Origin of the sequence: Streptomyces sp. A1136 (genome assembly GCF_004795055.1) — a bacterium.
Taxonomy (GTDB): Bacteria; Actinomycetota; Actinomycetes; order Streptomycetales; family Streptomycetaceae; genus Streptomyces.
The window spans coordinates 156582-169542 of sequence record NZ_SSBJ01000003.1 but is presented as its reverse complement, the minus strand read 5'-3'; the positions used below and the strand labels follow the sequence as shown (position 1 = coordinate 169542).

Genomic DNA, 12961 nt, shown 5'->3' with positions numbered 1-12961 from the left:
GCGGCGACTTCCCCGTCGGGCCGCCGGCCGCCCGGGGCGCGGAGCCGCCTCGCGCACCGTCGCCGCGTGCCCGAGCATGCGTATATGGCGCAGGACGGTAGGGGCGGCGGCGGTCACCAGGAGGGCGGCGGCGGTGGCGACGAGCGCTCCGCGGAGGCCGAGGCGGGGCTGAAGGCCGACGCCATCGGTTTCCTCGACGCGCTCGTCATCGGCCTGAACTCCACCTCGCCCGCCTACTCGCTGGCCGCCGTCATCGGCCCGATCGTCGCGGTGGCGGGCATCTACGCGCCGGGCGTCATGCTGGCGTCGTTCGTACCGATGCTGCTGATCGCCGCCGCCTTCTACTACCTCAACAAGGTCGACCAGGACTGCGGGACCACCTTCTCCTGGGTGACGCGGGCGATGGGCCCCTGGGCGGGCTGGTTCGGAGGTTGGGCGATCACCATGACCGGCGTGCTGGTCGTCGGCTCGCTCGCCGACGTCGCGGTGCGCTTCGGGCTGCTCGCCGCCGGCCTGGACGGGGCGGCCGCGAACGAGGCCGTCCGCCAGACGCTCGCCGTCGTCGTCATCCTGATCATGACCGCCGTCTGCGTCATCGGCACGGAGATGTCCGCCCGCGTCCAGGACGTGCTGATCCTGGCCCAGGTGTTCTTCCTCCTCGTCTTCGCCGTGGTCGCCCTCTACCGCGTCTACGCCGGCACCAGCAGCCTCGACGCGATCGAGCCGTCCGTCGAGTGGCTCAACCCCTTCGGGGCGGGTGGCGCGGCGCTCACCGGCGGACTGCTGCTCGGGGTGTTCATCTACTGGGGCTGGGAGTCCGCCGTCAACCTGACCGAGGAGGTCGAGGACTCCGCCACCGCGCCCGGCAAGGCGGGCATCTGGTCGACCGTCGTGCTGCTGGTGACGTACCTGTCGGTCGGGTACGCCGTCGTCGCGTACGCCGGGACCGGGTTCCTGACCCGGAACGCGGGCCAGGAGGAAGCGGTCTTCGGCGTGCTGGCCCACGAGGTGATGGGCGGTTGGGACTGGATGGTGCTCCTCGCGGTCTGCACCTCCGCCCTCGCCTCCACCCAGACCACGATCATCCCCGCCTCCCGCACCGCCCTGTCGATGGCCCGCCGGCACGCGCTGCCGCCGTCACTGGCGCGCGTCTCCCCCCGGTTCCGGACCCCGGACGTGAGCACCTGGTGGGTGGCCGGGATCGCCATCGGCTGGTACCTCGTGGTCAACCAGATCAGCGAGAACGCGCTCCTCGACTCGCTGACCGCGCTCTCGCTGCTGATCGCCTTCTACTACGCGCTGACCGGGCTCGCCTGCGCCGTCTACTACCGGCGCCATCTGCTGGAGAACCTCCACAACCTCCTGCTGATCGGGCTCGGGCCCGTGGTCGGCGCGGGACTGCTGATCTGGTTGCTCGTCGAGTCCGTCCACGACATGTCGGACCCGCGGACCTCGGCCGGGGGCGTCTCCTGGCTGGGCATCAGCCCGCCGCTGCTCATCGGGATCGGCATCGCCGTCGTCGGGGTGCTGGTCATGTGCTTCTGGCGGATCAAGGACGGGCGGTTCTGGCAGGAACGGCGCGGGGTGGCCGACCCGGCGCTCGTCCCGGGCCGGCACCGACCCAGACCCGAGAGCCCGGTGTGAGGCAAGGGAGGAGTACACGATGTCGTCCGTGGTCCTGGGATACGACGAGTCGCCCGGCGCGGAACGGGCCCTGCGGGTAGCCCTGGAGGTCGCCGCCGCCTTCGGCGAGCCCCTCGTCCTCGTCTTCGGCGCGGCGGCGCCGGGCGGCGCCGGAGAGGAGTACCGCGCCCACCGCGAAGCCGTCCGGCAGGCCGGGCGCGGCGCCCTCGCCCGCGCCGTGGCGGCCGCGGACGAGGCGGGCGTCCCCTCGACGGTCGAAGTGGTCGACGAGAAGCCCGCCCAAGCCCTCCTGGAGGCCGCCGACCGTCACGGGGCGCGGGTCATCATCGTCGGCACCTGGGGCGAGGGCCCCCTCCGCGGCGCCCTCCTCGGCTCGACGCCGCACAAGTTGCTGCACCTGTCGTCGGTACCGGTGCTGTGCGTGCCGACCGGGGAACGGGCCTGACCCGGGAGTCCGGGGCGTATCCGGGAACTCCCGCCCGGCCCGCGGGCGCCCGGCGCCACCCTCGCGCCACGCCTCAGTCGTAGATGTGCCCGGCGTACCGCGGGCCGTAGTGCAGCTCCCGCTTCCACCGGTCGGAGCGCAACAGCGCCTTGCCGCAGCGGAAGAACACCGAGTCGATCTCGACGACCAGCGCGACCCTCGGCCGGTTGCCCGGGGACCACCATCTCGTCGAACCGGGTATCAGGAAGAGCAGCCCCACCCGTGGATTGGCCAGGACATCGCGGAAGCTGTCGACGCGCCTGTGCCCGTGGTCGCTCCCCCGTACGACTGGTGGTCAAGACCCTTCCAGCCTGCGTCGGGGGGCGGACACATCGGGCGGCGGGCACGGGAAACGGGGCGGGGGACCGGGAAGGCGGTCCGGTCACTCGGCGATCTCCGTGCGCTCCCACCACTCGTACACGGGAACCCGCCCCTGCGGGGCGTCCCGGAACCGGGACGTGGCCTTGAAGTGCTCGTATCCGCCGCGGTGCGCCACCTTCACGTCTCGCCCGGCGCGGGGGCCGGCACCAGACGCTCCGGCAGGTCCTCCGGGCCGCCCTCCAGGGCCGCCGTGGTCGCCATGGTCGTCATGGGACCAGTCTCGCCACCCATCCGGCCCGGCGCACCTCGGCGGGCCGCTCCCCGACGCGGCGGGCAGAATTGAAGAGGCCGCCCGGGCCCGCCGCGCGGGCGCCGCACAGCCACCGCCACACTCGGCGCGCAGAAGGGGGCAGCGATGCCACCGGACCGACAGGGGGACGGCGACGCGGACCCCGGCCCCGTGCGGGGCGAGGCGGACGCGGGCCCCCTGCGGTCGGAGCCGGGCTCGCTGCTGGAGCACGTGCCGGTCGCCGTCCTCGGCTTCGACGACGAGGACCGGATCTGCTACTGGGGTCCCGGCGCGCGCAGCCTCTTCGGACACGAGGCCGCCGCCGTACTGGCCCGGCCCGCGCGGATGCTCTTCCCCGGCCGCGACCCCGGCGCCGCCGCGCTGCTCGCCGAGCGCGCCCGCAGCCTCGGTTACTGGCGCGTGCGGATGCCGGCGCTCCACCGGGACGGCACGGTCTTCGACTGTGGCTTCCGCGTCTTCCCGCTCACCGGCAGCACGGGCCGCTCGGTGGTGATGGGCCTGGCGAGCAGGAGCGTCGAGCTGGACCGGGTCAAGACCAACCTGGCGTTCCTCGACGCCCTCTTCGAGACCTGCCCGATCGGCCTGGTCATGCTGGACGAGGAACTGCGCTACGTCCACCTCAACCAGGCCCTCGCCGACATGGACGGCATCACGGTCGCCGACCACCTGGGCCGCCGGATGACGGACGTCATGGTCACCTCCGACGCCGGGGAGTTCCAGCGGCTGCTGCGGGCCGTCGCCCGGGAAGGTCGGACGGTGGTGGACACCCTCGTCGGACTGCGCACCCGAGGTCACCCCGACCGCGACCAGGTGCGGTCCGTCAGCCTCTTCCCGCTGAGCGGCGCGGTGGGCAGCCGGCGGGGCGTGGGCGGCCTCCTGGTGGACGTCACCGACCGCGAACGGGCCATCATGGAGGCCACCGCGGCCCGGCAGCGGCTGGCGCTCCTGGACCGCGCGGCCGCCGGCATCGGCACCACCCTCGACCTGAACGTCACCGCGCGCGAGCTGGTCGACGCGGTGGTCCCGGAGTTCTGCGACGCCTCCGTGGTGGAACTGGTGGAGTGGATGTACGAGCCGGAGATATTCGACCCGCGACTGCCGCTCGTGACCCGCCGGATCGCGCGGGGCACCACCCTCCCCCCGCCCGCCGAGGAACTGCTGACAGGCCTGGAACGGGTCACGTATCCGCCCGGCTCCAGCATCCACGCGATGCTCGACAGCGGCCGCCCCCTCTCGGTCCCGGTGAACGACGACTTCGTGACCAGGACCGTCGCCCACCGGGAGCGCGCCCGGCTGCTCCTGGAGAGCGGCCTCGCCTGCATCCTCATCGCCCCGCTGATCGCACGCGGCACCGTCCAGGGCATCACCATGTTCGGCCGCTCCGCGGCCCGCCCCGCCTTCACCGAGTCCGACCTCGCCCTCGCGAGCGAGTTGGCCTCGCGGGCCGCCCTGTGCCTGGACAACGCCCGCCTCTACGGCAGGGTCCAGGACATCGCGCTCACCCTCCAGCGCGCCCTGCTGCCCAGCGCACCCGTCGCGGGCCCCTACGCGGACATCGCCCACCGCTACCTGCCCGGCAGCCGGGTCACCGAGGTCGGCGGCGACTGGTACGACGTCATCCCGCTGCCCGGTGACGAGCTGGCCCTGCTCGTGGGGGACGTGATGGGACACGGCGTCCCGGCCGCCGCCGCCATGGGCCGGCTCCGCATCACGGCCAAGACGCTCGCCCGGCACACCCGCGACCCCGAGGCCCTGCTCGCGGAACTCGACACCTGCGCCCAGGAGGCGGGCATCGAACTCGCGACGTGCCTCTGCATCGGCTACGACCCCCACACCGGCCACGCCCGCGTCGCCAGCGCCGGCCACCCCCCGCCCCTGCTGCGCCACCCCGACGGGACCGTCGAGCGGATCGGCGGGGTGCTCGGCGTCCCCCTAGGGGTGGGCGGCGTGCCGTTCCGCTCGACCGGGGCGCTGATCCCCGACGGCGCCGTCGTCGCCCTCTACACCGACGGGCTCATCGAGGCCCGCGGCCAGGACATCGACGCCGGCATCGACGCCCTGTGCGACCAACTGCGCGGCCCATTGGACTGCCTGGAGGAGGCGGTAGACCGCATCTTGGCCCACCTGCTGCCCGACACCGCGACCGACGACACCGTCCTCGTGCTCGCCAGGCTCCGCCGCGCCCCTCCCACGGGGCCACAATGAGAAGGGAGAGCTCCCCGCGGGCGCCGGAGAGGCGGGACCGATGCCGTACGCAGCCGTCAGCGCACTGAGCCACGCAGGACTGCTGCGCGAGCACAACGAGGACAGCCTGGTCATCGGACCGTGGACGTTGTGCGCCACCGAGACCCGCAATCCACAGCTGCTGGTGTTCCCCCTCGGCGCGCCCCTCGTCGTCGCGGTCGCCGACGGCATCGGCGGACAGCCGGCCGGCGAGGTGGCCAGCGCGCTCGTCGTACGGCGGCTCGCGGAACTGGGGCCGTCGCTGGACGGCGAGGACGCAGTCCGCGAGGCGCTGGAGTCGTGCAACCGCGCCGTGTACGGCGCCGCCGAGCGAACGCCGGAGCTGGCGGGCATGGGAACCACCGTCGCCGGTACGGTCGTCCTGGAGGAGTCCGTGCTGACCTTCAACGTGGGGGACAGCCGGGTGCTCGACGCTTCCGACGGGGCGCTGCGCCAGGTGAGCGTCGACGACAGCCCGCCGCTTCCCCCGGGCCGCCGGACGACCTCCCTCATCACCCAGGCGCTCGGCGGTGCCCGTGACTTCCACCCCGTCACGCCGCACGTCCGTACCTCCCCCCTCACCGTCGGGGGCCGCTACCTGATCTGTACGGACGGGCTCACCGACCCGGTGCCCGAGGACGTCCTCGACGCGTTGCTGCGGGAGCACGACGACGGCCGCGCCGCCTTCGAGATGTGGCGGGCCGCCATCGACGCCGGGGGACCGGACAACATCACCCTCGCGCTGGTGCGCATCGGCGAGGCGTGACGGGCCTGGTCCGTTGGCATCCGACGGCCGACCGGAGGCCCGGTTCCCCGGGCCAATGGCACAGCCCGACGAGCCGGGGTTGAGCCAGTGGGCTCCCGGGTGGTTATCTGTGTCGTATCCATGTACTTACGGCGCCACGCAGCGCCGGACGGCAACGAGGCCGTTCCGGACGGTGGCGCCTTCGCCGTGCCCGTACGCCGCCCACCACCCCCGGGCGGACACCGGCCCGGCGCGCACCATCGCAAGGGGGGCGGCACACCGCCGTGAAGAGGATGTTCGTGGCTCCGGACCCGGGGCTGATGAGACTCAGGAACTCACTGCGCGCCGTCGTGGGCGTGGGGCTCGCCGTCGCCGCCACCCAGGCCGTGGGGCTCTCGCTGGTCGCCTCCATCACCGGGGGACTGGCCGCCCTGCTGGCGCTGTTCACCGTGCTCGACGCGAGCGTGCGCGCCCAGCGGGTGACCACCGCGCTGCTCCCCGTCGCCGGGTTCCCCGTCCTCGCCCTGGCCACCGCCCTGCACGGGCTGCCGCTCGCCCGCGACCTCGCCTTCCTGACCGTCGTCTTCGTCGGCGTCTACGCGCGCCGCTGGGGGCCGCGCGGCCACGCCCTCGGCGTCTTCGCGTTCATGAACTTCTTCATCACGCAGTTCCTGCACGCCGTGCCCGCGCAACTGCCCGAGTTGTTCGCCGCCGTCGGGTTGGCGCTGGCCGCGGCCGGCGCCGCGCGGTTCGTGCTCTGGCCCATCGAGCGACGTACACCGCCGCCGGCCGCCCCGCCCGGTCTGCCGGGCACCGGCCTGGCGCGGCCCACCACCCGGCAGGCCTTCCAGGCCACCGCCGCCTGCGCCTTCGCGCTCGGCGTCGGCCAGGTCCTCTCCCAGGACCGCTGGTACTGGGCCGTGGGCACCGCCTGGTGGATCTTCGTCAACACCGCCTCGCGCGGGGAGACCCTCGTCCGCGGCTTCCGCCGGGTCGTGGGCACCGTCACCGGGATCGCCGCCGGACTGCTGATCGCCGTACCGCTGCACGGCGCGCCCGCGCCGACGGCCGCACTGGTCGCCGTATGCGTCTTCGGGATCTTCTACACCGCCGGGCCGTCGTACTCGTGGATGATGTTCTTCGTCACCGTGATGGCCGGCCTGCTCTACGGCCTCCTCGGCGTGCTGCACCCCGGCCTGCTCCTGCTGCGCTTCCAGGAGACCGCCATCGGCGCGCTCGGCGCCGCCCTCGCCGTGGTGCTGGTGCTCCCCGTCACCACGCACGCCGCCAACGACGCCTGGATCCGGCGCGCCCTGCACTGCGTCCGGGCCTGCGCGGCGGCCTGCCACGACCGTCTGGCCGGCCACCCCGACGCGGACCCGGCCCCGCACGCCGCCGAACTCGAACTGCTGCTGGGACGCGTCCGGATGGCCCTCGCGCCGCTGGTGCACCCGCTGAGCCCGCTGCGCGCCCGCAAGGCCCGCGCGAGGCAGGTGCTGGAACTGCTCGACGCGTGCGCACGCGAGGTACGGGGCCTGGCGGCCGTCGCCGCCGACCCGCAGGCCTCGCACGACGCCCGGCTCGCGGCGGCGTGCCGGCGGGTCGAGGCGGCGGCGGAGGCGCTGACCGCCCCGGGCGCCGCCGGCCCCACCGTTTCGGCCATTGCGTCCCGGCCCGATCCCGCGGAGCCGGTCCTCGCGCACCTGCACGGTCTGGAGCACGCCCTCGTGGCGCTGCACGTCCCGCTGCGGACGCATCCGCGCGCCCCGCTCGTCGTCAGCGCCTGATCCCGGGTCCGCCGCGCGGTCGAACAGGCCCGCATGTTAGTTGACTTGCAGAAACCTTTCCGGGTCGTTCCGGAAAGATCACCCAGAGGGGTGTTCCGGCCGTCGGCCGCCCCCGCCGCTGACCTGCCCCGTGTACAACGGGTCAGGTTCACCGCACATTCATCCGGCATGTACAGGGTGGATCTGAACGGACAGGGGGTAACGGCCCGAAATGGAAATCCTTCGACAGCGCCCGGGCACCGCTCAGGTGTGGGAGGCGGCCGAGGAGTTCGTCCGGCTCTTCCACCGGGAGAACCCGGATGCCGGCGATCCGCGGGACCGGCTGGCCGCCGTGCGCGCCGAACTGGCCGAAACCGGAACCTACCGGCACACCCCGGCCGAGCTCGTCCACGGCGCCCGGGTGGCCTGGCGCAACAGCAACCGTTGCATAGGCAGGCTCTACTGGAACTCGCTGCGGGTCCGTGACCGTCGGGAACTCGCCGACGCCGACGCCATCGCCGAGGAGTGCTTCGAACACCTGCGGGAAGCCACCAACGGCGGCCGGATACGTCCCACCATCACGGTCTTCGCGCCCGATGCCCCGGACCGCCCCGGACCGCTCATCTGGAGCGAGCAGCTCATCCGCTACGCCGGGTACGGCGACCACCCCTCCATAACCGTCGGCGACGCCCGCAACGCCCCGCTCACCAGTGCCCTGCTCGACCTCGGCTGGGCGGGCGGCCCCGGCACCCCCTTCGACCTCCTGCCCCTCGTCGTACAGGGCGTCGACGACAAGCCACGCTGGTTCGACGTCCCGGCCGACTCCGTGCTGGAGGTGCCGATCCGCCACCCCGACGGCCCCGACCACTGGGACGACTGGGGCCTGCGCTGGCACGCGGTCCCGGCCATCTCCAACATGTGCCTGGAGATCGGCGGTATCCACTACCCGGCCGCCCCGTTCAACGGCTGGTACATGGGCACCGAGATCGGCGCCCGCAACCTCGCCGACACCGACCGGTACAACCTCCTCCCCGCCGTCGCCCGCAGGATGGGGCTCGACACCTCCAGCGACCGCTCGCTCTGGAAGGACCGGGCGCTGGTGGAGCTGAACCGGGCCGTCCTGCACTCCTTCGACGGGGCCGGGGTGAGCATCTCCGACCACCACACCGAGTCCCGACGGTTCCTCTCGCACCTGGAGCGCGAGGAGCGCAAGGGCCGTGCGGTGGGCGCCGACTGGTCCTGGATCGTCCCGCCGATCTCCGGGGCGGCGACGCCGGTCTTCCACCGCACCTACGAGGACCGGCCGAGCGCCACCACGTACGTACACCACGCAGGGTCCCACGAACGGGCCAGGGGACGGGACTTGGTCTAGACCTTCTGTTACCGTCGTTGCGACCGGATCCGGGACGGCGGAATGAGGCACCTGTGGATGGCGCGCGCAGCACGGACCAGGGCGGCGGACACCGGGCCTACATCGGCTCTTTCACCTCGGGGGGCGGCCGCGGCATCACCACCGCGGCCGTGGATCCGGCCACCGGGGCGCTGACGCCCCTGGCCGTCACCGAGACGGCCGCTAACCCGTCCTGTCTCACCCTCGACCGGCACACGGGCGTGCTGTACGCCGTGAGCGAGGCCGAGGACGGCGGGGTCGCCGCCTTCCGGACCGGAGGCGAGGGGCTGACCGCCCAGGGACCGCTCGCCCCGGTCGGCGCGTCGGGCCCCACCCACCTCAGCCTGGCGGGGCGGCGGCTGCTGACCGCCAACTACACCTCGGGCAGCGTCAGCAGCCTCCCGCTCGACGCCGACGGCATCCCCTCCGGGCCCCCGGCGGTCCTGGCCCACCAGGGCTCGGGGCCCGACCCGGAACGGCAGGAGGGTCCGCACGCCCACCACGTGGCGCCCGACCCGAGCGGGCGCTGGGTCCTCAGCGTGGATCTCGGGGCCGATTCCGTCCGGGTCCACGCCCTCGACCCGGCCGACGGCCGGCCGCGCCCGCACGAGGACACGGTGCTCCGGGCGGGCTCGGGGCCTCGCCATCTCGCCTTCCACCCGGACGGCGAGACGGTCTACGTCCTGCACGAGCTGGAGCCGATGTTGACCGTCTGCCGCTGGGACGCGCGGGACGGGCGGCTCGAAGCGGTCACGGAGGTCCCGGTGCTCTCCGAGGCCGCCCCGGCGGACACCCGGCCCTACCCCTCGGTCGTCGCCGTCTCTCCCGACGGGCGGTTCGCGTGGGCCGCCGTGCAGGGCGTCGACACGATCGCCGTCCTCTCGCTCGACGACGGGCCCACCAAGCCCCGGCTCACCACGAGCGTGGGCTGTGGCGGCGTCTGGCCGCGCGACCTCGTGGTGGATCCCTCGGGGCGCAGGCTGTACGTGGCCAACGAATGGTCCGGGGATGTCACCTGGTTCGACCTGGACCCGCTGACCGGCGAGCCGCGCGCGGCGGGCTCCGTCGAGGTGCCGGCGGCCGCCTGCGTGGTCTTCGGGCCGTAGGGCCGGTTCCCGGGAACGCCCGAGGGGCCCGCGTACCGGTGATCGGTGCGCGGGCCCCTCGACGCTTCGTGGAGTCGGATCAGTGGGCGGAGGCGCCCTGGGTGATGCCGAGGGCCGCGCTGTACTGGGCGACGGCCAGCTTGCCGAGCGCCGGGTAGGCGCCGAGCACCTCGCCGGTGGCGCAGCCCGCCTCCTTGCAGGCCGTGTCCAGCAGCCCCTCGGCCACCTCCGGGCCGATCAGGTACGGCGCCAGGGCGAGCTGCGTCGAACCCTCGGCGCGCAGCTGCTCGGCGATCGCGGCCACCGAGCCCTCCTGGTCCAGCGCGGCGGCCTTCACCGGCACCGCCAGGCGCGCGGCCAGCAGCATGCCGGTGATCCCGGCGGCCTGGACGGCCTCCTCGCCGCCGGTGGTGGCCAGGATGATGCCGTCGGCGGCGGTGGTGACGGTGAACAGCCGGGCCCGGTCGGCGCGCGCCAGGCCCGCCTCGGAGAGCCGCACGTGCAGGCCCTCCGCGAGCAGCGGGTGCGGACCGAGCACGTCGGCCAGCTCGGCGGCCGCGGACGAGTCCATCAGCGCCTGCCGGGCGCGGCGCAGCAGGTCGCCGTCGGGGCCGACGAGCAGGGGCACGACCACGGCGTCCGGGCCCGTCGGCGCGGGCACCTCGTGGCCGGCGGCGCGGGCGAACTCGGCACGCGCCGAGCGCTCCTGCGCGACGGCGGTGAGGACACCGGCCAGCGAGGGGAACTCGGAGCCGTCGGAGTCGTCACCCTCCAGGTAGCCGATCCGCCCGTCCAGGCCGGGCAGCTCGGAACGGCCGATGCTCAGGATCTCTTCCGCGAGCCCGCGCGAGGCGGCCGAGGGGGCACCGGGCACGGCGAGCACCAGCGCGGGCGCGCCCTCGGGCGCCACCGCGGGCTCGGGGCGGCGGTGCCGTCCGGCAGGGCGGGGTCGCGGCATTCGTACGGGCAGGCCATTCGCGGGCCCAGTGGGGGAGCTCATGGCGCCGCATGCTACTGGTTTATCGGAACCGGTTGTTCAAGCAGGGTCATTTCCGGCGGCTTCTGTCCGTATTTATCCGCTGAATGTGAGACACGGTCGGCTGTAGAGGCCACCTATCGACCGGAGTGGTTCAACCGGCGGTCGGCAGACGCCAGTCCACCGGCGCCACGCCCTGTCGCACCAGCAGGTCGTTCACCTTGCTGAACGGCCGGGAGCCGAAGAACCCGTTGGCGGCCGACATGGGCGAGGGGTGCACGGACTCGACCGCCGGCAGTTCGCCCAGCAGCGGTCGCACGTTGCGGGCGTCCCGACCCCACAGCACCGACACCAGCGGCTTCCCGCGCGCGGCCAGCGCGCGGATCGCCTGCTCGGTGACCGCCTCCCAGCCCTTGCCGCGGTGGCCGCCGGTCTTGCGCGGGGCGGTGGTGAGCGCGCGGTTGAGGAGCAGGACGCCCTGGCGGGTCCACGGGGTCAGGTCGCCGTTCGCCGGCCGGGGCACGCCGAGGTCCGCGTTCAGCTCGCGGAAGATGTTGTCCAGGCTCGGCGGCCACGGGCTGACGTCGGGCGCGACGGAGAAGGACAGGCCCATGGCGTGGCCCGGCGTCGGGTAGGGGTCCTGCCCGACGATCAGCACCTTGACCTCGTCGAAGGGCTGCTGGAAGGCGCGCAGCACGTTCGGCCCGGCCGGCAGGTAGGTCCTGCCCGCCGCGATCTCGGCGCGCAGGAAGTCGCCCATCGCGGCGACCTGCGCCGCCACCGGCTCCAGAGCCCGGGCCCAGCCCGGCTCGACGATCTCGTTCAACGGTCGTGCTGCCACGGGCAGTCACTCTACTGGCCCATTCGCCGCCCTATCGACGCAGGGCCGCCGCCCGCACGCAGAGCACGTCCGGCAGGTGCTCCGCCAGCAACTGCCAACTGTCCCCGTCGTCATGGCTCGCGTACAGCTCGCCGTTGCGGTTGCCGAAGTAGATCCCGGCCGGATCCGCGTCGTCCGTGCACAGCGCGTCCCGCAGCACGGTGCCGTAGTGGTGTTCGGTGGGCAGGCCGTTCGACAGGGGTTCCCACGTCGCCCCGGCGTCGCGGGTGCGAAAGACCCGACAGCGGCGCTCCGCCGGGACGCGGTCGGAGTCGGCGTTGAGCGGGAAGACGTAGGCGGTGTCGGGCCGGTGGGGGTGGGCGGCCACCGCGAAGCCGAAGTCGGACGGCAGCCCCGCGCCGATGTCGGTCCAGGCGGTGCCCGCGTCGTCGCTGCGGTACACCCCCCAGTGGTTCTGGAGGTACAGCCGGTCCGGGTCGGCGGCGTCCCGGGCGATCTTGTGGACGCACTGCCCGAACTCGGGCTGCGGGTCAGGCAGGAACACCGCGGAGACCCCGTGGTTGGACGGGGCCCAGCTCTCGCCGCCGTCCTCGGTCCGGAAGACGCCCGCGGTGGAGACGGCCACCGTGACCGCGTCCGGGTCGGCCGGGTGGGTGATCACCGTGTGCAGCCCCTCGCCGCCGCCGCCCGGCACCCAACGGGACCGGGTGGGGTGTTCCCACAAGGCGCGGACCAGGGTGAAGGATTCGCCGCGGTCGGTCGAGCGGAACAGCGCCGCCGGTTCCGTCCCGGCATAGACCACGTCAGGTGCCTCCGGCCCCGCCGGCTGGAGCTGCCAGACCCGTTCCAGCGAGGCGCCGGTGTCCTTCGGGAACCTCACGGCGGCGGTGGCGGGTTCGCGCCAGGTGGCGCCGAGGTCGTCGGAGGTGAAGACGGACGGTCCCCAGTGCGCGCTGTCGCCGCCCACCAGGAGGCGCGGCGCGGGCGCCCGTACGTCGATGGCGACGGCGGACACGGCCTGGGCGTTGAAGTGGGGACCGTCGAACCTCCAGGGGCCGGCGTCCGCGCGCCGGCCGATGAAGAGCCCCTTGCGGGTGCCCGCGAGCAGTAGCACGTCGGACATGGCCGACACCTCCGGACGTTCTCGTCGTGCAC

General features: G+C 73.8%; 11 protein-coding genes and 1 pseudogene. 7 read left to right on the top strand and 5 right to left on the bottom strand.

Going from position 1 to position 12961, the window contains the following annotated elements:
• The first annotated feature begins 84 nt into the window (after positions 1-84).
• Both E6R62_RS04140 and E6R62_RS04135 read left to right on the top strand, forming a co-directional pair.
• Positions 85-1644 carry an APC family permease gene (locus tag E6R62_RS04140; protein WP_136211438.1) on the top strand — a complete coding sequence of 520 codons (1560 nt, stop codon included), beginning with the start codon at positions 85-87 and terminating at the stop codon, positions 1642-1644.
• A 19-nt stretch (positions 1645-1663) separates the two neighbouring features.
• Positions 1664-2089, top strand: coding sequence for a universal stress protein (locus tag E6R62_RS04135; protein WP_136211436.1), 426 nt, complete (start codon positions 1664-1666; stop codon positions 2087-2089).
• A 73-nt stretch (positions 2090-2162) separates the two neighbouring features.
• Here E6R62_RS04135 and E6R62_RS04130 read toward each other — a convergent pair whose 3' ends face one another.
• A complete protein-coding gene (locus E6R62_RS04130; RefSeq protein ID WP_136211434.1) occupies positions 2163-2348 on the bottom strand; it encodes a hypothetical protein in 186 nt (61 codons plus the stop codon).
• Between the two features lie 162 nt (positions 2349-2510).
• Positions 2511-2710 (bottom strand): annotated as a pseudogene (locus E6R62_RS04125) (DUF5988 family protein).
• A gap of 154 nt (positions 2711-2864) precedes the next feature.
• On the opposite strand from E6R62_RS04125, the gene E6R62_RS04120 reads away from it, so the two are divergent.
• From E6R62_RS04120 to E6R62_RS04100, 5 genes are all read left to right on the top strand, one after another.
• On the top strand, positions 2865-4964 hold the full coding sequence (locus E6R62_RS04120; protein ID WP_136211432.1) for a SpoIIE family protein phosphatase: 2100 nt from the start codon (positions 2865-2867) through the stop codon (positions 4962-4964).
• A gap of 40 nt (positions 4965-5004) precedes the next feature.
• On the top strand, positions 5005-5748 hold the full coding sequence (locus E6R62_RS04115; RefSeq protein ID WP_136211430.1) for a PP2C family serine/threonine-protein phosphatase: 744 nt from the start codon (positions 5005-5007) through the stop codon (positions 5746-5748).
• Between the two features lie 272 nt (positions 5749-6020).
• Entirely contained in the window at positions 6021-7514 is a 1494-nt protein-coding gene (locus E6R62_RS04110) for an FUSC family protein (RefSeq protein WP_136211677.1), read from the top strand.
• Positions 7515-7725: 211 nt separating this feature from the next.
• Complete coding sequence (locus E6R62_RS04105) at positions 7726-8865, top strand: nitric oxide synthase oxygenase (protein WP_136211428.1); 1140 nt, start codon at positions 7726-7728, stop codon at positions 8863-8865.
• Between the two features lie 53 nt (positions 8866-8918).
• The gene (locus E6R62_RS04100) at positions 8919-9989 is read left to right on the top strand and encodes a lactonase family protein (RefSeq protein WP_136211426.1); all 1071 of its coding nucleotides are present in this window, start codon (positions 8919-8921) and stop codon (positions 9987-9989) included.
• Positions 9990-10068: 79 nt separating this feature from the next.
• Here the strand turns inward: E6R62_RS04100 and E6R62_RS04095 are convergent, their stop codons facing one another.
• The 3 genes from E6R62_RS04095 to E6R62_RS04085 form a co-directional block, all read right to left on the bottom strand.
• Entirely contained in the window at positions 10069-10989 is a 921-nt protein-coding gene (locus tag E6R62_RS04095) for a sirohydrochlorin chelatase (RefSeq protein WP_136211424.1), read from the bottom strand.
• A gap of 130 nt (positions 10990-11119) precedes the next feature.
• Positions 11120-11806, bottom strand: a complete 687-nt coding sequence (locus tag E6R62_RS04090) for a uracil-DNA glycosylase (RefSeq protein WP_136211422.1) — start codon at positions 11804-11806, stop codon at positions 11120-11122.
• 31 nt (positions 11807-11837) lie between these two features.
• Entirely contained in the window at positions 11838-12929 is a 1092-nt protein-coding gene (locus E6R62_RS04085; protein ID WP_136211420.1) for an exo-alpha-sialidase, read from the bottom strand.
• Positions 12930-12961: the final 32 nt, after the last annotated feature.